Raw genomic sequence first — 21,567 nt, forward strand, 5'->3', positions numbered from 1 at the left:
TGCGGTTTCCGCAAGACGGCCTGTCCGGGCTCGGCCCCGTTGCCGCCCGCCGCACCGGCGATCTACGCTCCGGTGCGTTCTTGACGCCAAGTCAGTGGGGTGCGCGGTGGATTACCGGGACTACGCGACGTACGACGCAGTGGGGCTCGCCGAGTTGGTGGCGCGGGGTGACGTGTCAGCGGGCGAACTCCTCGAGACGGCCCTCGCGCGCGCCGAAGCGGTGAACGGGAAGATCAACGCGATCGTGCGCCCGATGCCGGTCGTCGCCCGTGAGCGCGCCGCGGGCCCGCTGTCGGGGCCCTTCGCCGGAGTGCCGTTCCTGATCAAGGACTTGATGCAGGACTACGCGGGCCGCCCGACGGGGCGCGGCTCCCGGGCGGCCCAAGGGCTGGTCGCGACGCGCCACAGTGAGCCCGTCCGGCGGTGGTTGGACGCGGGGCTCGTCATCTTCGGGCAGACGAACACGCCAGAGTTCGGCATCAAGAGCGTGACCGAGCCCGAGGCCGGCGGGGCGACCCGCAACCCCTGGAACCTCGGCCACACGCCGGGCGGTTCGTCGGGCGGCTCCGCGGCCGCCGTCGCCGCGGGCATCGTCCCGGCCGCGGGCGCCAACGACGGCGGCGGCTCGATCCGCATACCCGCCGCCTGCTGCGGGCTCTTCGGCCTCAAGCCGGGCCGCGGCCTGGTGCCCGCGGGCCCCGCGTACGGCGAACTCCTCGCGGGCGCCGCCAGCGACGGCGTCGTCTCCCGCACCGTGCGCGACAGCGCGGCCCTGCTCGACGTCCTCACCGCGCGTCCCGACCCCGGTGGCCCGTTCCTCGCGGCCCGCCCCGACGAGCCGTACGCCGAACTCGCCCGGCGCACCCCGCCGAAGCTGCGCGTCGGCGTCAGCACCCGCTCGCCGATCGGCACCCCGGTGTCCCGCGAGGCGGTCGAGGCCGTCGACACGGCCGTGAAGCTCCTCGTCGGCCTCGGCCACGACGTGGAGGAGGCGGAACCCGTCATCGACGGGCTGCGCATGGCCGACGACTTCATGGCCATGTACGCCGCCGAGAACGCCGCGACCCTCGCGGAGCTGAAGCACAAGACCGGCGCGGACGACGACCAGTTCGAGCTCGACACCCGGCTCCTCGCGGCCGCGGGCCGCGCCCTCGGCGCGGTCGAGCACACCGTCCGGCACGCGCGCTGGAACACCTACACCCGGCAGCTGGCCGCGTTCCACGAGACGTACGACGTGCTGCTCACCCCGACCCTCGCCCGGCCACCGGTGAAGATCGGCGAGCTCGCCACGCCCTGGCCGACCCGGCAGCTCGGCAAGGCGCTGCTCAAGGCGGGCGTGGCGGGCCGGCTCAGCCGCACCGAGCTGTGGCGGCGGGCCGTGGTCCAGAACCTCGCCCCGAACCCGTTCACGCAGCTCGCCAACATCACCGGCCGCCCCGCCATGTCGGTCCCGCTGTACCGCACCCCCGAAGGCCTGCCCCTGGGCGTGCAGTTCGGCGGACCGCTCGGTGGCGAGGGCATGCTGCTCGCGCTCGCCGCGCAGTTGGAGTCGGCCGTGCCCTGGGGCCGGGACCGTCCGGAACTGTGAGACCTCGCCGGTGCGGGCGAGGCTGGACTCTCCCACGGTGGGAGAGTCCACCATGGTGGCGTGCGCGACGAACTCCTCACCATCGGGCGCTTCGCCCGCCTGTGCCGGCTCAGCGTCAAACAGCTACGGCACTACGACGAGACGGGTCTCCTGACCCCGGTCCGCGTGGACGCCGGTTCCGGTTACCGCTACTACGCACCTGAACAGGCGCGCGAGGCCCTGACCATCGCCCTCCTGCGCGACATGGACCTGCCCCTGACCGTGATCGCCCGGGCGCTGGCCGCCGAGCCGGCGTCCCGGGCCCGGCTCCTGCGCGCCGAGCGCGCACGGCTGGCCGAGCGGATCAGCAGGGACCAGGCACGGCTGAAGATCCTTGAGCGGCTGGCGGAGGGCGGCCTGCCCGGCTACGAGGTGACGATGGGCCGGGAGCCGGAGCGGCACCTCGCCGTGGTGCGTGCGGTCTGCGCTCCCGCTCGGCTCGGGGCGAAGGCCGGGGAGTGCGTGGGGCGGCTGCTGGCCGTGCTCGGCGGGGCGGGAACCGCGTGGGAGCCGCCGTTGTGGGGCCTGTACCCGCTCGACCTGGAAGCGCGGATGGAGATCGCCGTCGGAGCCCAGGTGCGGCGGGGCGCGCCGACGCCCGGCCTGGAGTGCGAGGTGCTGCCCGGCGGACTCGTCGCCGAGACGGTGCACATCGGGCCCTACGCCCAGTTGCCCTTGGCGTACAACGCGCTCTTCGCGGCCGTCCACGAGCGCGGACTCCGGCCGCGGGCGCCCGTGCGCGAGGCCTATCTCGCCGGACCGGCTCAGGCCCCGCAGGATGAACTGAGGACCCGGCTGATCATCGGCGTCGAGGAGGGCACGGCATGACCACGGTGGCAGGCATCGATGTCCGCGGTACGCGGCACTGCGAGACGACAGCGCTGGGGGTGCTGCTGCGGCACCAGGGGCTCGATCTGTCCGAGCCCATGCTCTTCGGCCTCGGCGCCGGCCTGTCGTTCGTCTACTGGGACAGCAAGGCCATGGACTTCCCCTTCCTCGGGGGACGGGTCAAGCCGTTCGACCTCACGAGGAACCTGGCCGCCCGCCTCGGCCTGGACCTGGTGGTCAAGGAGACCGCCTCGCCCCGGAAGGCGTGGGAGAACGTGGCGGCCCCCCTCAAGGCCGGCCACCCCGTCGGACTGCAGCTCGACAGCTACTACCTGGACTACTTCGGGACGAAGGCGCACTTCGGCGGTCACGTCGTCGCCCTGTACGGCTACGACGACCGCGTCGCGTACCTGGTGGACACCGACCAGCAAGGCGGAGCGGTCTCCACCAGCCTGACGAGCCTGGCCGAGGCCAGGGCCGCGCGCGGCCCGATGACCGCCAAGCACCGCTCCTTCACCCTGACCGCTCCGCGGAATCCGCCCTCCCCGCGGGACCGGATCATCCCGGCGATCACCGCGTGCGCGGACGCCTTCCTCAACCCGCCCATCGCCAACCTCGGCCACCGGGGCATCGAGAAGGCGGCCAAGCTGGTACGCACGTGGTTCCAGCGGACCGACGACCCGCGGCGTGATCTGCCGCGGGCCGCCCTTCTGATGGAGAAGGCCGGAACGGGCGGCGCCCTGTTCCGGAACCTCTACCGCGACTTCCTCGCCGAGTGCGCCCACCTGCTCGACAGCCCCCACCTGCGCACCGGCCTCGGGCTGTACACGGAGGCGGCCGAGCACTGGACGGAGGTCGCGGCGCTGATCACGAAGGCCGGTGAGTCGGGCGATGAGGCGTGCCTCGCGCAGGCGGGCACCGTCCTCGGCGACCTCGCGCGCATCGAGCGCGAGGCCATGGGGGTGTTGAACCGGCTGGGGGAGTGAGGGCTCTGGGGAGCCAGGGGCCCGGGGGCGAAGGGCTCTGAGCGCCGAGGAGTTCGAGGTGCCGCCGTGCTCGTACGGAGGCCCGGCGACGCGAACAGAGCTGATCCCCTCCACTCGACCGGAGTGAAGGGGATCAGCTCGACCGGAGTGAAGGGGATCAGCTCGACCGGAGTGAAGGGGATCAGCGCACGCGGCTCCCGACCCGACGGTTTCGCCCGGGGTCACAGGCCCTTGCGGTAGCGGGCGGCGACCGAGGAGACGCAGGTCATTCCGGCGATGACACCGACCGCCAGGGTCAGCGAGCCGGCCGGACCGCCGCTCATCGCCCACCCGTTGCCGAGGACGACCGCCACCGCGGCGGCGCGGCAGGCGAGGGCCGAGCGGCGGTCGGCGGCGCGGCTGAAGTGGCGGCCCAGGATGAGGCAGGCCGCGATCAGGGCGAAGAACGTCATCGACCCGGCGACCAGGTGCAGCGTGCCGTGCCAGCTCATGCTCTCCGGCCTGCCGGCCGGGGTGCCCGCGGGGAACCCGTCCCCCGGGTCGGCGACGAAGATGCCCGCGGCGAGCATCCCGATGCCGACGACCCGCACCAGTCGGGGCACCCAGGTGCCGCCGGTCGAGCCGTGCAGGGCGCGGCGAAGGCCGGCCGCCCCGGCGATGAACAGGGACCCGACGAGCAGGAAGTTGGTGATCTGGATCCAGCCGAGCGAGCCGTTGGCGAGCATGCTGAACGGGTGCCTGGTCAGGTCGAAGCCGTCCCGGGTGAGGGCCTGGGTCACCGCCGCCACGGTCCACAGCGGAGTGGCGGCGGCTCCGGCGGCGAGCAGCGCACGGGCGGGGCCGGAGGCGGTGGTGGAGGTGCTCGTGGCGGCGGCGCGGGCGGTGAGCGGCGTGGTCGTCATGGCGAGGGCCCTTCGTGGTTCGTCGGCTGGTTCTGCCCCTACGTCGATCGGGCGATGTGACAGGGAACGCCGAGATTCCCTGTCACATAGGCTGTTCGACGTGGAGGCGTAACAGCAGCCCGAAGTGGAAGGGAACGACCATGCGCTACCTGATGACGACCAAGGCTTCTTCGCGGACCCCCGACGAGAGCCTCTTCGCGGAAATGGGCCAGTTCATCGAGGAGTTGACCGCTTCCGGGGCCCTGCTGGCCACGGGCGGCCTCGAGCCCGGCGGCCTGCGGTTGACCTCGGTCGACGGTGAGATCACGGTGACGGACGGGCCGTTCGCCGAGGCCAAGGAGGCCGTGGTGGGCTTCGCGCTGATCGAGGCCCGCTCCCAGGAGGAGGCGGTCGAGCTGGCCCGCCGGTTCCGCAAGATCGTCGGTGACGGCGAGAGCGAGATCCGGCAGGTGTTCAGCCAGTGACCGGCCGATGGCGCCGCCTCTGTCGTCGACCGGCGGAGGCGGCGCCGTCATGCCCGTGACCGATACGCACCGCACGGTCGACGCGGTCTTCAAGCTGGAGTCGGCCAAGATCATCGCCACGCTGACCCGGATGGTGCGGGACGTCGCACTCGCCGAAGAGCTGGCCCAGGACGCGCTGGTCGCCGCGCTCGAACAGTGGCCCACGTCGGGCGTCCCCGACAACCCCGGCGCCTGGCTCCTCGCGATCGCCAAGCGCCGAGCCGTCGACCACATCCGGCGCTCCCAGCGACTGGAGCGCAAGCAGGAACAGCTCGCCCACGACCTCGGCCGTGACCTGGACCAGCAACCCGGACCCGGCCCCGAGCCCGAACCCGAGCAGGACGACGTCCTGCGGCTGATGTTCATCTCCTGCCACCCGCTCCTGCCGACCCAGGAGCGCCTGGCCCTCACCCTGCGCCTGCTCGGCGGCCTGACCGCCGGGGAGATCGCGCGGGCGTTCCTGACGAGCGAGCAGACCATCGCCCAGCGCATCGCCGCGGCCAAGCGCACCCTGGCCGACGCGCAGGTGCCGTTCGAGCTGCCCCCGGGCGCCGAACTGGCGGAGCGCCTGGCATCGGTGCTCGAAGTCATCTACCTGATCTTCAACGAGGGCTACGCGGCGACATCCGGCGACGACCTGATGCGCCCCGGACTCACCCTGGAGGCCCTGCGCCTGGGCCGACTCCTGGCCGAACTCGCCCCGCAGGAAGCCGAGGTGCACGGCCTGGTCGCCCTCATGGAGATCCAGCAGTCCCGTTCCGCCGCGCGCACCGGACCGTCGGGGGAGCCCGTCCCCCTGCACGAGCAGCACCGGGGCCGCTGGGACCAACTCCTCATCCGTCGCGGCTTCACCGCGATGCTGCGCGCCCGGGAGATCGGAGCCGCCCCCGGGCCGTACGTACTCCAGGCGGCGATCGCCGTGAGCCACGCCCAGGCGGCATCCGCCGAGGATACCGACTGGGCACAGATCGCGGCTCTGTACGAGGCCCTCGCACGCCTGCTGCCGACACCGGTCGTACAGCTCAACCGGGCCGTGGCCCTCGCGCACGCGCACGGCCCCCAGCAAGGCCTCGATCTGGTCGACTCCTTGACGTCGGACCCCGCCCTGCGGGACTACCACCGGCTCCCCGGCGTCCGCGGCGACCTCCTGCTCCGGCTGGGACGCTCCGCGGAAGCCCGCCGGGAGTTCGAACGGGCCGCCCAGCTGACCCAGAACGTCGCCGAGCGCGCCTTCCTGCTCCGCAGGGCGGACGAGATCACCGTCACCGACACCCCCGGCCCCACGCTCGGGCGAGCCGCCCAGGACTTCCTCGACCGCGACGACCTCACGCCCTCCTCCCTCCGCTCGTACGCCCAGACGCTGCGCCGTCTGTGCCGCGGCCTGGGCGAGCGGCAGCCGCTGCACTCCCTGACCGCACAGCAGGTGGCGCACGTGTTCGCGGCGACCTGGACGGACGCCGCGGCCACGACGTGGAACCGCCACCGCGCGGCCGTCCGCTCGTTCTGCGCCTGGGTCGGCCTGGACGATCTCACCGCCGACCTGGAACGACGCCACGAACCCGGCCAGGCCACGCGCCCCCTGCCACGGACCCAACTCGACGCCCTGCTCCACCGCACCGAACTGCCCCTGCGCGAACGGACCTTGTGGTGGCTCCTCCACGAGTCGGCGGCCGGGGTGACGACTGTCCTGTCCCTGAACGTCGAACACCTGGACCTGGACGACCGCCGCGCCCGCAGCGGCAGCACCTGGGTCTCCTGGCGCTCCGGCACCGCCCGACTGCTCCCCGCCCTGCTGTCCGGCCGCACCCGCGGCCCGCTGTTCCTCGCCGACCGCCGTCCCGCCCCCGCCCGGATGCCCGCGGCGGCCGACCTGTGCCCGGAGACCGGCCGCCGCAGACTCTCGTACGAACGGGCGGAGTACCTCTTCAAGCAGACCACCAAGCCTCTGGACCCGACCGCCCACGGCTACACCCTCAGTCAGCTCAAGTCCTAGCCGGGCGGCGTCCTCGCGGCGCGGGGCGTGATAGAAAGTGGAACGATAGTCCCGGTTGTTGTTCGTGTGGGCACGCGCGCCGGTTGACCGCGCATGCCCGCACGGGCCAGGGCCGATTCCACGACAGGACGACCAATGGCAAACGCGTACCGCGAGATCTTCACCGCCCCCGGCACGAAGGCGTTCAGCTCCGCCGGTCTGATGGCCCGGCTGCCGCTGCCCCTGACCCACATGGGCATCCTGACGATGCTGTCCGAGACGACCGGCGAGTACGCCCTCGCCGGGCTTGTCGCGGGCACCTTCACCTTCTCCATGGCCTTCCTCGGCCCGCAGGTGTCCAAGGCCGTGGACCGGCGCGGGCAGAGCCGCGTGCTGCCGCTCGCCACCGGCGTCAGCGTCCTCGGCCTCGCGGCGCTGCTGCTCTGCGCCACCGCCGACGCGCCGAGCTGGACCCTGTTCCTCTTCGCGCTCCTGTCCGGACTGATGCCGAGCATGAGCGCGATGGTCCGCGCCCGCTGGACGGAGATCTACCGGGGCACCCCGCAGCTCACCACCGCGTACTCCATGGAGTCGGTGGTCGACGAGCTGACGTACGTCATCAGCCCGGCGCTCGCCGTGGTCCTGTCCACGGCGCTGTTCCCGCAGGCCGCGCCCCTGTTCGCGGGAGTTCTCCTGGTCGTGGGCGTCGCCCTGTTCGTACCGCAGAAGCGCACCGAACCGCCCGTCAGGGCGCGCGTCGCGAGCGGCGGCGACACCTCCGTGATCCGCTCGGCGCCGGTGCTGCTGCTCGCGCTCGTGCTGCTCTGCGGCGGGGCGATCCCCGGCATGGTCGACACCATGGGTCTGGCGTTCGCCGAGGAGCAGGGCGACAAGTCGCTCGGTGGGCTCGTCTTCACCGTCTACGCGATCGGCTCGGGCCTGTCGGGACTGCTCTTCGGGGCCCGCGAGCGGAACGTCCCGCTGCCGCGGCTGCTGCTCCTCGGGGTCGCCGGGACCGCCCTCACCACGCTGCCGTTCCTGCTCGTCGACGGGGTGGTGGGGATGTGCGTGGTGGTGCTCCTCGCCGGGGTGTTCTTCGCGCCGACCATGGTGGTGATCATGGGCATCGTGGAGCGCGTGACACCGGAGCACCAACTCACCGAGGCGATGACCTGGATGATCGCGGGCCTGCAGAGCGGCGTGGCGATCGGCGCGGCCGTCACCGGTGTCGTCTACGACCGCTTCGGCGCCACCGCCGGGGTCTCGGTGGCGCTCGTCGCGGGTGCCGCGGCGCTCCTGCTGACGCTGTGCGCGCTGCCGGTGCTGCGTACGCGGCTGTCGCGAGCGGACCGGGCGGACAGGGCGACACAGGCGCCTGCCGCGCCGACGGAGACGACGGCGCCCGTCTGCTGCTGAGCGGCCGACGGGCGCGGGGCGGCCGCCGTACTACTGCGGCTTGTGCGGCGTCGCCTCGCTCGGGCGGACGATCACCATGCCCTCGCCCTCCAGCTTCAGCTGCACCGCCTCACCGGAGCCGCCGCGGATCATCGAGCCGATCGACTGCGAGCGCTGCAGCGACGTGTGCAGGCTCGTGGTCCAGCCGACGACGGCGTCGGTGTCCACGAAGACCGGCGCCTGCGGCGACACGGGGATCACCAGCGGCTCGCCCTCGCACATCAGGCCCAGCTGCCCGTGCCCCGTGAACACGCTGTTGAAGAGCCCGCCGCCGGAGATCCCCGAGCCCTTCACGGTCTTGATCTCGTACGACAGGGACGCGTCGAAGCACAGGATGTTGCGGCCGTTGACGGTGAGCGAGTCGCCCTGCTCGATGTCGACGACGAAGCAGCTCTGCGCCTCGTGCGCGAACCACGCCTCGCCCTGCCCCTTCACGGCCATCAGCGGCAGCCCCTCACCGGTGACCGCGCGCTTCAGCATCCCGCCGACGCCCTGGCCCTTGCGCTCGAACTGCAGGCTGCCGCGGTAGGCGACCATCGCGCCCTGACGCGCCATCATCTCGCCGCTCACGGCGTACCGGATGGACTTCGAGTTGTGCAGGCTCATGCCGGGCGCCGTCGCGGGCTGCGCCACGTGGTCCTGGGAGAAAAGGTCGCTCTTCATGCGGGCATCGTGCCCCGCGCGGGGGTGCCCCGCCAAGCCTTCGGGGGTGCATGTCCACCGGACCGGGGTCGCGCCCGCGCGCCCCTGGCCGCGACTTTCGGCCAGGGGCGCTTCGACTTGAGGCGGGGCGCCCGTCTCGGGCGGTGCGCCCGTGCAAGGCGGGGCGCCCACCCCAGCTCAGCCGGTCGTCACGCGGACGTAGTCGACGGTCAGCGTCTGCGGGAAGGTCGTGCCGCCGTCCGGGTCGCCGGGCCAGTAGCCGCCGACGGCCAGGTTGAGGATCAGGAAGAAGGGCTTGTTGAACGCCCACTGCCTGCCGCCGAGGTCGGCCGGGGTGCGGGTCTGGTAGACGTGCCCGTCGACCGACCAGGTCACCTTGTTCGGAGACCAGTCCACGGCGAAGGTGTGGAACTTGTCCGCGAAGGCCTCGCCGTTCGGCAGGGAGTACGCGGCGCCGATGCCGCCCGAACCGGAGTAGCCGGGGCCGTGCAGCGTGCCGTGGACGGTGTTCGGCTCCTTGCCGACGTTCTCCATCACGTCGATCTCGCCGCAGTTCGGCCAGCCCACGGTGCCGATGTCGGCGCCCAGCATCCAGAACGCGGGCCACATGCCCTGGCCGCGCGGCACCTTCAGGCGGGATTCGACTCGGCCGTACGTCGACGTGAACTTGCCGGCGGTGTTGAGCCGGGACGAGGTGTACTCGCAACGGCCGTACCAGCACTGGTAGTTCTCGGGGTTCTCCTTGCGGGCGGTGATGACCAGGTTGCCCTGGCCGTCGAGCTTCGCGTTCTTGTTGCCCGAGGTGTAGTACTGGCGCTCGTGGTTGTTGACGTTGTCGCCGGTCTCGACCTGCCACTTGCCGCCGTCCACGCCGGACCCGGCGGGGCCGTTGAAGTCGTCGGAGAAGGCGAGGGCCTTCGCGCGCTCGGGCGCGGCGGCGGCGCCGGGGGCGGCGGTCGCGGCGGTGGCGCAGCAGACCAGGGAGAGTGCGCAGAGCGCCGCGCGGCGGCGCCAGGAGAGGGACACGGTCATCACATCGCTTCGAGTGGGGGGGGAAGGGGGGAGCGGGCACGCATGCCGTGGGGGCATGGCGGTCGTACGTGAAGCAGTCGTGTGCATGACAAGATCGCGTCGAGAGTTGAACGCGGTACGCGATCCTCCGCGACGGTTTCTTCACTGCTTGATTTAAGGCAGGTGCGCAGGGGCCGTCAAGGCGTTGGTGCGGACCGACTGCCGAAGGGGCCGACGGCGCCCGGCGCTGTCGACCCCTTCGTCGTGTCCGTCACGACCGCTGCCCCGGCCGTGCCGGGCACGCCCTTCGCATGTCCCCGCTCCCGCGCCGGACATGCTCTCCGCGCGCCCCCGCTCCCGCGCCGGGCCCGCGGTCGGTCACTCGTCGACGGCCGCCCCGAACGCCGCGTCCTGCGCGGGCGCGCCGAGCGATCCGGCCCCGTACGTCCACGACCCGGCGGCCGTGACCCCGCCCGAGCCCGCCGAGAGCACCCACACCACGCCGTCCCCGGTGTTCTCGCCCGGCGCCGACGAGAGCAGCCCGAAGCGGCCGTCGCGGTTGGGGTCGGTGAGGCGCACCTGGGCGCCCCACTTGTCGCTCTTCTCGGCGGCGCCGGGGATGTCGGCGGAGTTCTGGTCCCACGACTTGGCGCCGGTCCCGGTCAGTCCGGTGGCCGTGCCGCGCAGCACCCACACCGCGCCCGCGTCCGCGACCGTGCCGATGTCCTCGCCGGGGGCGCCGATCGCCACGTCCGCGTAGCCGTCCTTGTTCGTGTCGGCGACGGACAGGTCGGTGCCCCAGCCGTCCCCGCGCTCGGCGGTGCCGGGCACGTCGGCGGCGTCCTGGGTCCACCACTTCACGTCCTGCGAGATCCCCTCGGCGGAGCCGTAGCGCACGCCGACCAGGCCGCCGGTCATCGTGTCGCCGCCGTCGTCGGGGGAGTGGGGCTCGCCCGTGACCAGGTCGTCGAAGCCGTCGCCGTTGATGTCCCCGGACGCGGCGGCCGGGCCACCGCGCAGGTCGCCCTGGTGGGTGAGGGCGTCGGCGCCGCCCTTGAAGTACGCGGACCAGCCGTGCCCCGGCTCCTCGTCGCCGACGGTCACGCCGGACACCACGAGGTCGGCGTAGCCGTCGTCGTCGTAGTCGCCGGTGGTCAGGGACTTGGGCAGGATGTGACGCTCCTCGGCGCGCGCGGCCGTGCGCCCCGAGGCCAGGTGCTCGGTCGCCAGGCGCTTCAGCGGCGCCGCGTCGCGGGCCTGCGGCACGGCGTCGTAGACGAAGAGTTCGAGGTCGTCGCGGTCGAGCACGGCGAGGACGTCGCCCGGGGTGTCGCCGGTGAGGCGCGCGGCGGTCACCGCGGACCCGAACTTCTCGCCCTTGGTGGGCTCCTGGGTCTGCAGCCAGTCGCTCGCCGCCCCCTTGAGGCCCTGCTTGGAGCCCCAGAGGATCGCGACACCACCGGCGTCCGCCTGGTCGCCGATGTCCTCGCCGGGGATGCCGACGACCGCGTCGTCGTAGCCGTCGGCGTCGAGGTCACCGGTGGCGACGGCCGTGCCGAAGCCGTCGGCCGCCTCGGCGGCGCCCGCGACACCGGCCGTGGACTGGCTGAACCGCGCCACGTCGCTGGTGCCGATGCCTCTGGAGGAGCCGTACTGCACGGTGACGAGACCCGCGCCCTTCTTGCCGCTGACCGTCGCGCCGGGCGCGCCGACCAGGACGTCCTCGTATCCGTCGCCGTCGAAGTCGCTGTTGCGGTCGTCCGCGTGCGTCCCTCCGGGGGTGCCCGCGACGGCGGCGGGGGCGGCGGCGACGGCCGCGCCCGACAGCAGAAGGAATGAGGCCGCGGCGACGGCGGCCGAACGGTTCTTGCGCACGAGCGACTCCTGTGCGGGAAGGTGGCCGGGCGGCGCGGGGGTGTCCGGAAAGGGCCCGTTCCTCGTCCGGCGCCCTGTTCGACCGCGAGCGGTACGGAAGGGTTGTACGGGATGTCGCCGCGGGTTCACCGGGCCGCCGCCCGCAACCGCGGCCGGGGGTTCATGACGTGAGGGCGGGGGGTAGGGTCCGCGTCAGGATGCGTCGGGCTGCTCGGGAGGGGCGCGCATGAACACAGATCCGCGGGGGTCGGGAGGTCTCCCGGCCGCCTTCATGGCCACCGAGACCTCGTCCTTCCTGGACTTCCTGGCCGAGCAGGCGCCGGACCTGCTGCCCGCGCGGCGCGCCCTGCCCGCCGCGCACGACGGCTTCGACGCCCCGCACGGCACCACGATCGTCGCGGCCACGTACGCGGACGGCGTGCTGGTGGCGGGCGACCGGCGGGTCACGATGGGCAACGTCATCGCCCACCGCGAGTACGACAAGGTCTTCCCGGCCGACGGCCACTCCGCGATAGCGATCGCCGGGACCGCCGGGCTCGCCGTGGAACTGGTCAAGCTCTTCCAACTGGAGCTCGAACACCACGAGAAGATCGAGGGCACGGCCCTGTCCCTGCTCGGCAAGGCCGCCCGCCTCACCACCATGGTCCGCGGCAACCTCGCCCTGGCGATGCAGGGCCTCGCCGTGGTCCCGCTGTTCGCCGGGTACGACCTGGCCAAGGGCGTCGGCCGGATCTTCTCGTACGACGTCACCGGCGGCCGCAGCGAGGAGCGGGGCGTCGCGGCCACCGGGTCGGGAGCGGTGTACGCCCGCGGCTCGTTGAAGAAGCTCTACCACGAGGGCATGTCCGAGCAGGACGTCGTCCTCGCCGCCATCCAGGCGCTGTACGACGCGGCGGACGACGACGCGGCGACGGGCGGCCCCGACCTGACGCGCCGTCTGTTCCCGCGCGTCGCCCTGGTCACCGAGGACGGCTACCGGCAACTGACGCAGGACGAGGTCGCGGAGGTCGCCCGGTCGGTGGTGGCCGGCCGCCTGGAACTGCCGGACGGGCCGCGGGCCGCGGTGCTCTAGGGCCTGTCCGACTGGGCCGGCGAGGGCCCTAGGCGTTGCCCACGGACGCCGCGTCGATGACGTCCTCCAGGACCTCGCGGGACCGGATCAAGTCGCTGATCATGCGGTTGATGCGGTCCCGCTCGGCGCCCAGTTCGGCGACCAGGTGGGGGGTCGCGATCGCGGAAGGGCCGCCGTCCGCGTCCCGCATGCAGGGAAGGAGCCGGACGATCTTCGAGCTGCACAGGCCCGCCGCGAACAGCTCCTGGATGCGGATGACCCGGTCGACCGCGCCCTCGGCGTAGTCGCGATGGCCGCCCGGCGTGCGCTCGGCGGTCAGCAGCCCCTGCTTCTCGTAGTAGCGCAAGGAGCGTTCACTCACGCCGGTGCGCCGGGCCAGTTCGCCGATCCGCATGTCCCACCGGGCCTTCCGGGCTTGAATCTGACACCAATGTCAGGTTCTACGGTACCGGCATGACGAACACAGCAGCGAACTCCCGTCCCTTCGCCCCGCGCGGCCTCTTCGACCCCGCCCGCCTCGGCACCCTCGACCTCCCCAACCGCCTCGTGATGGCCCCGATGACCCGCAACCGGGCCGCCGCCGACGGCACACCGACCCCGCTCATGGCGACGTACTACGCACAGCGGGCCACCGCGGGCCTGATCATCGCCGAGGCCGCCACGCCCAACGCGGTGGGCCGGACCTACCCGAACATCACCGCGATCCACACCGACTCCCACGTCACCGGCTGGCGGGGCGTCACCGACGCGGTGCGCGCGGCGGGCGGCAGGATGTTCCTCCAGGTGCAGCACGGCGGCCGGGTCGGGCACCCGGACAACAGCGGCGGCCTGACCCCGCTCGCGCCGTCGCCGATACCGCTGCCCGACACCATCTTCACGGCAGACGGTCACCAACAGGCCGTCGTCCCACGCGAGATGACGGTGACCGACATCCGCGCCACTGTCGCCGACTTCGCCGCCGCGGCCCGCCGTGCCGTCGACGCGGGCTTCGCCGGGGTGGAGGTGCACGGTGCCAACGGCTACCTCCTGCACCAGTTCCTGGGGCAGGGCACCAACCGGCGCACCGATGAGTACGGCGGTTCCGTGGCGGGGCGCATCCGGTTCGTCGTCGAGGTGGTCCGCGCCGTCGTCGCCGAGATCGGCGCGGAGCGCGTGGGCCTGCGCGTCTCGCCCGGCATCAAGGTCAACGGCATGGACGAGGGCGACACCGAGGACCTCTACCCGGCGCTCCTGGACGCGCTCGCGGACGTCCCGCTCGCCTATCTGCACATCGTGTACGCCGACCCGGACAGCCCCGTCTTCCAGGACATCCGCAAGCGCTGGACCGGAACGCTCGTCGCCAACCCGATGCTGCCGCGTGATCAGATTCCCGCCGACGGGGGCCGGTACGAGGCCGAGCGCCTGCTCGCCGCGGGCGCCGACCTGATCTCCCTCGGCCGCCCCTTCCTGGCCAACCCCGACCTGGTCGACCGGCTGCGCACGGGCGCCCCCGTCAACCCGGTGCGGGGCCACGGCCTCATGTACGTGGGCGGGGAGAAGGGGTACACCGACTATCCCGCCCTGGAAGCGGCCGCCGACGGCCCGGTCGGCCCCGCCGAACCCGCGGGCCAGGCCGACCTCGCCGACCCGGCCGCGGCCCGCCCCGCGACCCCGGCCGCGACGCGTTGACCCCGGCCGTTCCTACCGCCCCGCCACCTGCCGGTCGCGGGCGGCCCCCAGGCCGACCGCGACCTGCGGCGCGAGCAGGACCAGCAGGAGGACGACGGGCAGCGTCCAGTCGTGGGACGCGTCGTGGACGGCGCCGAGGACGGCCGGTCCTGTGGCGGCGAGGATGTAGCCGAAGCACTGGGCCATGCTGGACAGCGGCGCGACGTGCCGGGCGTCCGGCGCGCGCTGCACGATGAACAGCAGCGCGAGGCTGATGGCCGCGCCCTGGCCGAGCCCGAGCAGGCTCATCCAGAGATAGGCGGCGCCGACCGGGGCGGTGAGCAGCCCGGCGTACGCGATCGCGCACAGCACCGCGCCGAGGACGGCGAGCGTGCCGGACCGCACCCGCCTGCCGACGACCACGGGGGCCACGAACGAGCCCGCGATGCCGAGCAGCGACGAGAAGGACAGCATCCAGCCCGCGTCGCCCGCGCTCATCCCGGCGTCCTTCAGGAGCGTCGGCAGCCAGGCCGCCGCGGCGTAGTAGTTGAGGGACTGCAGGCCCATGTACCCGGTGACCTGCCAGGCCAGCGGCGAGCGCCACAGGCCGCGGACCGGAGGGGCCGTCTCCCGGGCCGCCGCGGCGCCGTCCCGCGCCCGCGCCCGCAGCCGCGGCAGCCACACCACGAGCGCCACTACCGCGAGCGCGCCCCAACAGGCCAGCGTCGTCCGCCAGTTCATGCCGGAGGCCTCCTGCACCGGCAGCGTGACGCCCGCCGCGAGCGCGGCTCCGCCGAACAGCGACATCGAGTAGAGGCCCGTCATCAGCCCGGCCCGCCCGGGGAAGTCCCGCTTGATCAGGCCCGGAAGCAGCACGTTGGCGACGGCGATGCCCGCGCCGATGACGACGGTGCCCGTGAACAGCGCGACGACCGCGTCCAGCATGCGCAGCGCCGTGCCCGCGCAGATCAGCACCATCGTGGCGAGCAGCGTCCGCTCGGTGCCGAAGCGGCGGCCCAGGCGCGGTGCGACGGGTGCGAGCAGCCCGAAGCACAGCAGCGGCAGCGCCGTGAGCAGGCTGGTGGCCGCCGCTGACATGCCGCTGTCGTCGCGGATGGTGTCGGCGAGCGGGGAGACCGCGACCAGGGCGGGGCGCAGATTGAGGGCGAGCAGGACGACACCCAGGCCGAGCCAGAGGGCGCCCCGCCCGGTGACGCCGGGCGGGGCGGCCGTCGGCGGGCCGGACACCGTGGGACCGGCGTCCGCCCGCGCCACGGTGTCCGTGGTGGCGGGCCCTTGGCTGAGCATGAGGTTTCTCCCGGGGGTCGTGCTTCGGTGGTACGTGTGTGTGGGCGGACCCGGCGGGGCGGGTCGAGCCCGGAGGGGCGGGGCCGTTCGGGCCGGGGGCAGGATCGGTCGGGCGCCGCCGTGGGCTCAGTCGGCCGGGGGCTGCTCCCGCAACGCCGCCATGCCCTCGGCGAGATGGGCGAGCACCACGGCCTCGGCGGCCGCCGGGTCCCGCGCCTCGATGGCGTCGACGATCGCGCTGTGGGCGTCGATCTGGTGCCGTACGGAGTCGGGGACGGCCGCGCCGATCACGGCCTTGACCGTGGTGCGCATGGCGTCGCTGAGGTGTCCGTACAGCTCGGCGAGGACGGCGTTGTGGGCCGCGGCGGCGACGGTGCGGTGGAAGGCCATGTCGGCGTCGACGAAGGCGTCCGTGTCGCCGCTCTCCCAGGCCCGGCCGCGCTCGTCGAGCGCGGCGCGCAGCGCGGCCAGGTCCTCCGGCGTGCGGCGCTCGGCCGCGTACCGGGCCGCGTCGCGCTCCAGCGAGGCGCGCACCTCGTACGCCTCGAGGACGCTCGCCTTGCGCACCCGCCGCTGCACGGCCGCCCCGAAGTCGCTGCTGGCCCGCACATACGTGCCGTCGCCCTGGCGCGGCTCCAGCATGCCGGTGTGCACCAGGGCGCGGACCGCCTCCCGCACGGTGTTGCGGCCGACGGCGAGCTGCTCCACGAGCAGCGGCTCGGCCGGGATCTTCGTGCCGACCGGCCACTCGCCGTCCGAGATCAGGCTCTCCATCTGGGCGATGACGAGGTCGACGAGGTTGGTCCGTGCGGTGCTGCGCAGCGGCATCGGTGAGGTGCCCTCTCTGCCTGGGCGGACGGGATCGTGGATACATGGGAACATCCCATGTTTGAGGGTGTCAATCGGCCGGACTCCCTGACCCCGTCCGGGCGGACCCGCGGCGAGCGCGCCGGGCGGCACCGCCCCGGATGGCCCTCGTGGGCCGATTCCGGAACTCGCCGTGTGGTCAAGGGTGTTGTGGAAATGGGGGTGACCGGGTGTGGGTGGAGTTTCGAGTCGGACCCGTGAGGTGATCTACGGGGCACCGTTACATGATCTCGGGAAATCCGTAATGCCGGGCGAATAGGTTGATTGAGCACTCGCCGGAAGGCTGAGGGCAATCAAGACATTCGTACCGTGAAGGGGAACATCGCCACCATGCGTCACACCACCCACCGCCGCAGCGCCCTTCGTACCGCCACCATTTCCGTCGCCGTCGGTGCGGCGCTCCTGGCCCCGGCCGCCGCAGCCCTCGCGAGCACCCCGGCCCCGCAGCAGGCCGCCGTGCGCACCGCCGCCCCCAAGCCGGTCAAGATCGACATCGGTGCCGGTGTCACCCTCCAGGTCAAGGGCGGCAAGCCGTACTACAACGGCAAGGCCCTGAAGCCCGGTCAGACCGTCGAGGATGGCATCTACCTGCACCTCAGCGCCGACGGCAAGAAGCTGTACAGCAAGACGCAGGGCGGCGGTACGCCGTACGCCATCTGGGACGTCAAGACCGGCAAGAGCCTCGGCACCCAGAAGAACAGCCCCACCGCCAAGGTGAAGGCCGCGCTGACCGCGAAGCCGTCCGCGACCTCCGTCAAGGCCTGGCAGGAGCTGCGCGTCAGCGGCAAGGCGACCGGCATCAAGGCCGGCGCCAAGGTGGGCCTCCAGCAGAAGCAGCGCGGCACGTGGAAGACGCTGCCCGCGTCCACCACCGTCAACAAGTCCGGCACGTACACGCTGCGCGTGAAGCTCGGCCTGAAGGGCAAGAACGAGCTGCGCATGAAGAGCGGCGCCACGCTGTCCCCGGTGTTCACGGTCACCGTGCGCTGACGCCGTCACCTCCCCCCCCCACGGATTCGGGCCCCCGGCCCTCCGTACGCGGATCGTTCCCGCGTACGGAGGGCCGGGGGCCCTCGGCGTCACGGCACCCCCGCCAGGCGGGCGAGGCGGCCACCGCGTCCGCGACCTCCGCCACCGTCGCGCCGTCCGTGCCGGCGACGGCGTCCGTGTACGTCCGTACCGTGGCCTCGTCCGGCGAGAGGGGCACGGACGTGAGGCGATGGGCCCGGGCTGCACGGTAGTTGCGCGACAGGTCCGCCAGGACGCGCATGCCCGCGAGTGTCGACCGCACGCCGCGCGCGTCGAACGGTTCCGGCGGATCATCGGCGTCTGGAATTTTCGTCCAAGGCATGTACATTGTGTCCAGACGGTCCGGGCCGCAGCGTCCGGACCGCGGCCACGACCGGGAATACGAGGACCGACATGAGCGCCGCGGACAGGCCGACAGCATCCGATTCCCGACGGGACCGCGAGCGGGACGCGATCCTCGCCGCGCTCGTCCCCGTCGCCGACGGCATCGCCGCCACCTTCGGCTCGCTGTGCGAGGTGGTCGTCCACGACTACCGGCGGCCGGAGGAGTCCGTCGTGTCGATCGCCGGTTCCGTGACCGGGCGCAGCGTCGGCGGCGCGATGAGCGAGATCGGGATGGGCATGCTCGCCCGCGGCGACGAGGCGGGTGACGAGCTGAACTACCTGACCCGCACTCAGGGCGGCAAGCTGGTCAAGTCGTCCACGATGCTGCTGCGCGACAGCGGCGACGCGGTGTTCGGCGCGCTGTGCGTCAACCTCGACATCACGGCCCTCCAGCAGGTGGGCTCGCTCATCGGTGAACTCGCCGGTGTGGCGGCCCCGGTGGACGTGCCGACGACCACCTTCGGGGACTCCGCCGAAGTCATCGACGCCGTCGTGGGGTCCGTCGTCGACGCCTATCAGCTGGGGCGCAGCCGCCCCTGGGGCGAGCTCGACCGCGCCGAACGCGTCGAGCTGTTCCGAGGGCTCGACGAGCATGGCGTCTTCGCCGTCCGGCGCGCGGTGCCGCAGGTGGCGGAGCGCCTCGGCATCTCCCGCGCCTCCGCGTACAGCTATCTCGCCAAGGCCCGGGCCCAGGAGCCCCCGAAGGACGGGCCCGGCACCGCACAGGGGGCATCCGCATGACGAGACAGGGAGCAACCGCATGACCAGCACACCCCCGGTCACCCTCGACGACGTCCGCGACGCGGCCGCCCGGCTCAAGGGCGTCGCGCACCGTACGCCCGTCCTGCGCTCGCGCACCCTCGACGCCCGTGTCGGCGCCGAGGTGTTCCTCAAGTGCGAGAACCAACAGCGCGTCGGCGCCTTCAAGTTCCGCGGCGCCTACAACGCCGTGTCCCGTCTGGCGCCGGAGCAACTGGCGAAGGGCATCGCGTCGTTCTCCTCCGGCAACCACGCCCAGGCCGTCGCCCTCGCCGCCCGCGAACTGGGCAGCAGTGCCGTGATCGTCATGCCCGAGGACACCCCGGGCTCCAAGCGCGCGGCCGCCGAGGGCTACGGCGCGGAGATCGTCACGTACGACCGCTACACCGGCGACCGGGAGGCCATCGGTGCGGCCCTGGCCGCCGAGCGCGGCCTCGCCCTGATCCCGCCGTACGAGCACCCGCACGTCATCGCGGGACAGGGCACGGCCGCCCTCGAACTCATGGAGGAGGTCGGCGAGTTGGACCTGCTGCTCGTGCCGGTCGGCGGCGGGGGGCTGATCGCGGGCAGCGCCACCGCCGTGAAGGGCCTGAGCGGCAGCGTCCGCGTGGTCGGCGTCGAGCCGGAGGCGGGCGACGACACCAGGCGCTCGCTCGCGGCCGGGCACCGGGTGACGATCCCCGTGCCGCGCACCATCGCCGACGGTCAAGCCGCCGAGATCCCGGGCGAGTTGACGTTCTCCATCAACCGGCGGCTCGTCGACGACATCGCCCTCGTCTCCGACGACGACATCCGCGACGCCATGCGGTTCGCCTTCGAACGCCTGAAGACCGTCGTCGAGCCGAGCGGCGCCACGGCCCTCGCCGCCGCCCTCAGCGGCCGCGTCGACCGCGTACCGCCCCGCGTCGGCGTCATCCTCTCCGGCGGCAACGTCGATGCCCGGCGTTTCGCGGAGATCTGCGGCACCTGACCGGGCCGGGCCCAGGGCGAGGCGAACCGGTCCGGGCCCAGGGCGCGGTGAACCAGCCCGGGCCCAGGGCGCGGCGACTGGACCGGACCCAGGCGGGCGCGGCCGGGCGCGGCGCGCGACATGCCGTGCCACGGCCGGGCCGCCGGTCGCGCAGGTGTCCAGGCGCGCAGTCCCGCAGGCGGTCAGCCGCGCAGCAACTCCACGACCCGCGCGGGCGGTCAGTCGCGCAGCAGCTCCGCGACCCCCTCGGCCGTCCATCGCCCCGCCGCCCCCGGGCACGCCGCGAGATACGCGGCCACGGCGGCCCCGTCCCACGCGTCCGCCTCCAGGAGCCCCGCGGCCAGGTGCCGGAGATAGCTCGCGGAGGGGGCGTTGAGGGGCACGTCCCCCAGGGCCCACGGCGCGGTGAACGTGAGCACCGGCAGGCCGTCCAGCGTCCCCGGGCACACCAGCGTCTCGTAGCGCCCCTCGCCGAGCCGGGCCCGGCCGTGCCGCAGCGCCGGCGCCAGGTCGGGGCCGGTCCCCGGAGCGCGGTACATCTCCTGCGCCGCGATGTCGCGGAACTGCCCCGCCGTGACCAGATGGGCGCGCGCGTACACCCGCCCCGGCGCGTCCGGGTCGTAGAACGCCCTGCCGCCCGACCAGAGCGCGGACTCGGTCGCGAAGTACACGACGCCCCGCAGCTCCACGGGCACCGACGCCCGCGGTGGCCTCGGGTCCCGGCAACCGGGCGAGGTCAGGGCGGCGCCGGGGGCCCGACCGCCCTCGATGTAGTGCATCAGGCGGCTCCGCCGCGTGTTGGAGCCGTACGCCGCGTACCAGACCAGCTCCGGCACGACCGCCGCCGCCCGCTCCCCGCCGTCCGCCGCGGCCGGCCCACCGCCGTCCCGCTCCGGCTCCCTCGCCCCGGTCTGGATCGTCCGTACGCGACTCACGTCCTGAACGACCCCTCGGGCGGCTCCTCGCCCGGCGGGACGCCGCACTTCCAGTCGAGGCCGTACCGCTGGAACAGCTCGGCCCGCAGCACGTCGAACGGCATCGGCGCGCCCGGGATGAGCAGCGCGAACACCGCGCCCATCAGCAGGGCGCGCAGCATCCGGTAGTCCGTCTCGGCCTCCGGCGACCCGTGCCGGGACACCGCCTCACGCAGCAGGAGGGCCAGACGCTGCTGCTCGGGGCACTGCACGAACCCCTCGGCCTGGAGGATGCCCGCCATGTGCGTGCGCATCAGCACCGGCCGGTCGCGGGCGAGACCGAGGATCGCGTCGATGGCGCGGGCGAGCAGTTCGTCCCCGTCCTCCGTGCGCGGCTCCCGCTCGAGCGCGGCCTGCAGCGTCAGATGCATCAGGCGGTGCACGGCCGACTGCAGGAGCTGCCGCTTCCCCGGGAAGTAGTACGACACCAGGCCGCGTGCCGAACCGGCCCGGTCGGCTATGTCGGCAAGGGTCGTGGCCTCGTACCCGCGCTCGCCGACCAGCTCCACCGTCGCCTGCAGGAGCCGCTCGCGGGAACGTCGCCGCAACTCTTCATTGACCGATGGGCTACGCGGGGACATCCTGTAACTCCTGCGTTGACTGGCTCACAGCCAATATACTCAGGACGACCCGGCCCTGGCCGTCATGGGCCGGTGCGGTCCGGGGCAGGCAACACCGCGGGGGAGTGTTGCCTGCCCTTGGGCAGCCGGGGACCCGGGCCGTCGCGCGCCCGCC

21 protein-coding genes are annotated in these 21,567 nt (G+C 73.2%); 11 read left to right on the forward strand and 10 right to left on the reverse strand.

The window, feature by feature from the left end; all coding sequences use genetic code 11:
* Window positions 1-106: 106 nt before the first annotated feature.
* The 3 genes from ACZ6BG_RS15785 to ACZ6BG_RS15795 are packed head-to-tail and all read left to right on the forward strand — an operon-like array spanning window position 107 to window position 3,441.
* Window positions 107-1,588: an amidase gene (locus ACZ6BG_RS15785; RefSeq protein WP_469001082.1), complete on the forward strand. Its 1,482-nt coding sequence runs from the start codon at window positions 107-109 to the stop codon at window positions 1,586-1,588.
* Between the two features lie 60 nt (window positions 1,589-1,648).
* Window positions 1,649-2,455: a MerR family transcriptional regulator gene (locus ACZ6BG_RS15790; protein WP_469001084.1), complete on the forward strand. Its 807-nt coding sequence runs from the start codon at window positions 1,649-1,651 to the stop codon at window positions 2,453-2,455.
* Window positions 2,452-3,441, forward strand: a complete 990-nt coding sequence (locus ACZ6BG_RS15795; RefSeq protein ID WP_469001086.1) for a BtrH N-terminal domain-containing protein — start codon at window positions 2,452-2,454, stop codon at window positions 3,439-3,441. Before ACZ6BG_RS15790 ends, ACZ6BG_RS15795 begins: the two co-directional genes overlap by 4 nt.
* 221 nt (window positions 3,442-3,662) lie before the next feature.
* On the opposite strand, the gene ACZ6BG_RS15800 is transcribed toward ACZ6BG_RS15795, so the two are convergent.
* The gene (locus tag ACZ6BG_RS15800; RefSeq protein ID WP_469001088.1) at window positions 3,663-4,343 is read right to left on the reverse strand and encodes a DUF998 domain-containing protein; all 681 of its coding nucleotides are present in this window, start codon (window positions 4,341-4,343) and stop codon (window positions 3,663-3,665) included.
* A gap of 140 nt (window positions 4,344-4,483) precedes the next feature.
* Here ACZ6BG_RS15800 and ACZ6BG_RS15805 point away from each other — a divergent pair, with 140 nt between their 5' ends.
* The 3 genes from ACZ6BG_RS15805 to ACZ6BG_RS15815 all read left to right on the forward strand — a co-directional run bounded on the left by ACZ6BG_RS15805 (window position 4,484) and on the right by ACZ6BG_RS15815 (window position 8,234).
* Complete coding sequence (locus tag ACZ6BG_RS15805; protein WP_468458477.1) at window positions 4,484-4,807, forward strand: YciI family protein; 324 nt, start codon at window positions 4,484-4,486, stop codon at window positions 4,805-4,807.
* 49 nt (window positions 4,808-4,856) lie between these two features.
* Window positions 4,857-6,839 carry a sigma-70 family RNA polymerase sigma factor gene (locus ACZ6BG_RS15810; protein WP_469001092.1) on the forward strand — a complete coding sequence of 661 codons (1,983 nt, stop codon included), beginning with the start codon at window positions 4,857-4,859 and terminating at the stop codon, window positions 6,837-6,839.
* Window positions 6,840-6,974: 135 nt separating this feature from the next.
* Entirely contained in the window at window positions 6,975-8,234 is a 1,260-nt protein-coding gene (locus ACZ6BG_RS15815) for an MFS transporter (RefSeq protein ID WP_469001094.1), read from the forward strand.
* A 30-nt stretch (window positions 8,235-8,264) separates the two neighbouring features.
* Here ACZ6BG_RS15815 and ACZ6BG_RS15820 read toward each other — a convergent pair whose 3' ends face one another.
* The 3 genes from ACZ6BG_RS15820 to ACZ6BG_RS15830 all read right to left on the reverse strand — a co-directional run bounded on the left by ACZ6BG_RS15820 (window position 8,265) and on the right by ACZ6BG_RS15830 (window position 11,822).
* Window positions 8,265-8,936 (reverse strand): AIM24 family protein, encoded by a 672-nt coding sequence (locus ACZ6BG_RS15820; protein WP_469001098.1) that lies wholly within the window; start codon window positions 8,934-8,936, stop codon window positions 8,265-8,267.
* A 177-nt stretch (window positions 8,937-9,113) separates the two neighbouring features.
* On the reverse strand, window positions 9,114-9,968 hold the full coding sequence (locus tag ACZ6BG_RS15825) for a glycoside hydrolase family 16 protein (protein WP_469001101.1): 855 nt from the start codon (window positions 9,966-9,968) through the stop codon (window positions 9,114-9,116).
* Window positions 9,969-10,325: 357 nt separating this feature from the next.
* Window positions 10,326-11,822 (reverse strand): esterase, encoded by a 1,497-nt coding sequence (locus ACZ6BG_RS15830; protein ID WP_469001103.1) that lies wholly within the window; start codon window positions 11,820-11,822, stop codon window positions 10,326-10,328.
* Between the two features lie 226 nt (window positions 11,823-12,048).
* On the opposite strand from ACZ6BG_RS15830, the gene prcB reads away from it, so the two are divergent.
* Window positions 12,049-12,894, forward strand: a complete 846-nt coding sequence (gene prcB, locus ACZ6BG_RS15835) for a proteasome subunit beta (protein ID WP_469001106.1) — start codon at window positions 12,049-12,051, stop codon at window positions 12,892-12,894.
* 28 nt (window positions 12,895-12,922) lie between these two features.
* Here prcB and ACZ6BG_RS15840 read toward each other — a convergent pair whose 3' ends face one another.
* Entirely contained in the window at window positions 12,923-13,288 is a 366-nt protein-coding gene (locus tag ACZ6BG_RS15840) for a MerR family transcriptional regulator (RefSeq protein WP_469001110.1), read from the reverse strand.
* Window positions 13,289-13,347: 59 nt separating this feature from the next.
* On the opposite strand from ACZ6BG_RS15840, the gene ACZ6BG_RS15845 reads away from it, so the two are divergent.
* Window positions 13,348-14,562, forward strand: coding sequence for an alkene reductase (locus tag ACZ6BG_RS15845; protein WP_469001113.1), 1,215 nt, complete (start codon window positions 13,348-13,350; stop codon window positions 14,560-14,562).
* 12 nt (window positions 14,563-14,574) lie between these two features.
* Here the strand turns inward: ACZ6BG_RS15845 and ACZ6BG_RS15850 are convergent, their stop codons facing one another.
* Together ACZ6BG_RS15850 and ACZ6BG_RS15855 are read right to left on the reverse strand one after the other, a co-directional pair.
* The gene (locus ACZ6BG_RS15850; RefSeq protein WP_469001117.1) at window positions 14,575-15,849 is read right to left on the reverse strand and encodes a CynX/NimT family MFS transporter; all 1,275 of its coding nucleotides are present in this window, start codon (window positions 15,847-15,849) and stop codon (window positions 14,575-14,577) included.
* Between the two features lie 126 nt (window positions 15,850-15,975).
* Entirely contained in the window at window positions 15,976-16,677 is a 702-nt protein-coding gene (locus tag ACZ6BG_RS15855; RefSeq protein WP_469001120.1) for a FadR/GntR family transcriptional regulator, read from the reverse strand.
* Window positions 16,678-17,046: 369 nt separating this feature from the next.
* Here ACZ6BG_RS15855 and ACZ6BG_RS15860 point away from each other — a divergent pair, with 369 nt between their 5' ends.
* Entirely contained in the window at window positions 17,047-17,706 is a 660-nt protein-coding gene (locus tag ACZ6BG_RS15860; RefSeq protein WP_469001122.1) for a hypothetical protein, read from the forward strand.
* Here the strand turns inward: ACZ6BG_RS15860 and ACZ6BG_RS15865 are convergent.
* The gene (locus ACZ6BG_RS15865) at window positions 17,693-17,986 is read right to left on the reverse strand and encodes a hypothetical protein (protein WP_469001126.1); all 294 of its coding nucleotides are present in this window, start codon (window positions 17,984-17,986) and stop codon (window positions 17,693-17,695) included. The two genes, ACZ6BG_RS15860 and ACZ6BG_RS15865, sit on opposite strands and share 14 nt — an antisense overlap.
* A 152-nt stretch (window positions 17,987-18,138) precedes the next feature.
* On the opposite strand from ACZ6BG_RS15865, the gene ACZ6BG_RS15870 reads away from it, so the two are divergent.
* Together ACZ6BG_RS15870 and ACZ6BG_RS15875 are read left to right on the forward strand one after the other, a co-directional pair.
* Entirely contained in the window at window positions 18,139-18,870 is a 732-nt protein-coding gene (locus tag ACZ6BG_RS15870; RefSeq protein WP_469001128.1) for a helix-turn-helix transcriptional regulator, read from the forward strand.
* Window positions 18,871-18,889: 19 nt separating this feature from the next.
* On the forward strand, window positions 18,890-19,858 hold the full coding sequence (locus tag ACZ6BG_RS15875) for a threo-3-hydroxy-L-aspartate ammonia-lyase (protein ID WP_469001132.1): 969 nt from the start codon (window positions 18,890-18,892) through the stop codon (window positions 19,856-19,858).
* Window positions 19,859-20,076: 218 nt separating this feature from the next.
* On the opposite strand, the gene ACZ6BG_RS15880 is transcribed toward ACZ6BG_RS15875, so the two are convergent.
* Window positions 20,077-20,637, reverse strand: coding sequence for a histone deacetylase (locus tag ACZ6BG_RS15880; protein ID WP_469002928.1), 561 nt, complete (start codon window positions 20,635-20,637; stop codon window positions 20,077-20,079).
* Window positions 20,638-20,789: 152 nt separating this feature from the next.
* A complete protein-coding gene (locus tag ACZ6BG_RS15885) occupies window positions 20,790-21,413 on the reverse strand; it encodes a TetR/AcrR family transcriptional regulator (RefSeq protein WP_469001134.1) in 624 nt (207 codons plus the stop codon).
* Between the last annotated feature and the right edge of the window lie 154 nt (window positions 21,414-21,567).

Source organism: Streptomyces sp. NPDC041205 (assembly GCF_055591765.1).

Coding starts and splice junctions, on each gene's coding strand:
- ACZ6BG_RS15795 (WP_469001086.1), top strand. CDS start 2,452: ATGACCACGGTGGCAGGCATCGATGTCCGCGGTACGCGGCACTGCGAG.
- ACZ6BG_RS15800 (WP_469001088.1), bottom strand. CDS start 4,343: ATGACGACCACGCCGCTCACCGCCCGCGCCGCCGCCACGAGCACCTCC.
- ACZ6BG_RS15805 (WP_468458477.1), top strand. CDS start 4,484: ATGCGCTACCTGATGACGACCAAGGCTTCTTCGCGGACCCCCGACGAG.
- ACZ6BG_RS15810 (WP_469001092.1), top strand. CDS start 4,857: ATGCCCGTGACCGATACGCACCGCACGGTCGACGCGGTCTTCAAGCTG.
- ACZ6BG_RS15815 (WP_469001094.1), top strand. CDS start 6,975: ATGGCAAACGCGTACCGCGAGATCTTCACCGCCCCCGGCACGAAGGCG.
- ACZ6BG_RS15820 (WP_469001098.1), bottom strand. CDS start 8,936: ATGAAGAGCGACCTTTTCTCCCAGGACCACGTGGCGCAGCCCGCGACG.
- ACZ6BG_RS15825 (WP_469001101.1), bottom strand. CDS start 9,968: ATGACCGTGTCCCTCTCCTGGCGCCGCCGCGCGGCGCTCTGCGCACTC.
- prcB (WP_469001106.1), top strand. CDS start 12,049: ATGAACACAGATCCGCGGGGGTCGGGAGGTCTCCCGGCCGCCTTCATG.
- ACZ6BG_RS15840 (WP_469001110.1), bottom strand. CDS start 13,288: ATGCGGATCGGCGAACTGGCCCGGCGCACCGGCGTGAGTGAACGCTCC.
- ACZ6BG_RS15845 (WP_469001113.1), top strand. CDS start 13,348: ATGACGAACACAGCAGCGAACTCCCGTCCCTTCGCCCCGCGCGGCCTC.
- ACZ6BG_RS15850 (WP_469001117.1), bottom strand. CDS start 15,849: ATGCTCAGCCAAGGGCCCGCCACCACGGACACCGTGGCGCGGGCGGAC.
- ACZ6BG_RS15855 (WP_469001120.1), bottom strand. CDS start 16,677: ATGCCGCTGCGCAGCACCGCACGGACCAACCTCGTCGACCTCGTCATC.
- ACZ6BG_RS15860 (WP_469001122.1), top strand. CDS start 17,047: ATGCGTCACACCACCCACCGCCGCAGCGCCCTTCGTACCGCCACCATT.
- ACZ6BG_RS15865 (WP_469001126.1), bottom strand. CDS start 17,986: ATGCGCGTCCTGGCGGACCTGTCGCGCAACTACCGTGCAGCCCGGGCC.
- ACZ6BG_RS15870 (WP_469001128.1), top strand. CDS start 18,139: ATGAGCGCCGCGGACAGGCCGACAGCATCCGATTCCCGACGGGACCGC.
- ACZ6BG_RS15875 (WP_469001132.1), top strand. CDS start 18,890: ATGACCAGCACACCCCCGGTCACCCTCGACGACGTCCGCGACGCGGCC.
- ACZ6BG_RS15880 (WP_469002928.1), bottom strand. CDS start 20,637: ATGCACTACATCGAGGGCGGTCGGGCCCCCGGCGCCGCCCTGACCTCG.
- ACZ6BG_RS15885 (WP_469001134.1), bottom strand. CDS start 21,413: ATGTCCCCGCGTAGCCCATCGGTCAATGAAGAGTTGCGGCGACGTTCC.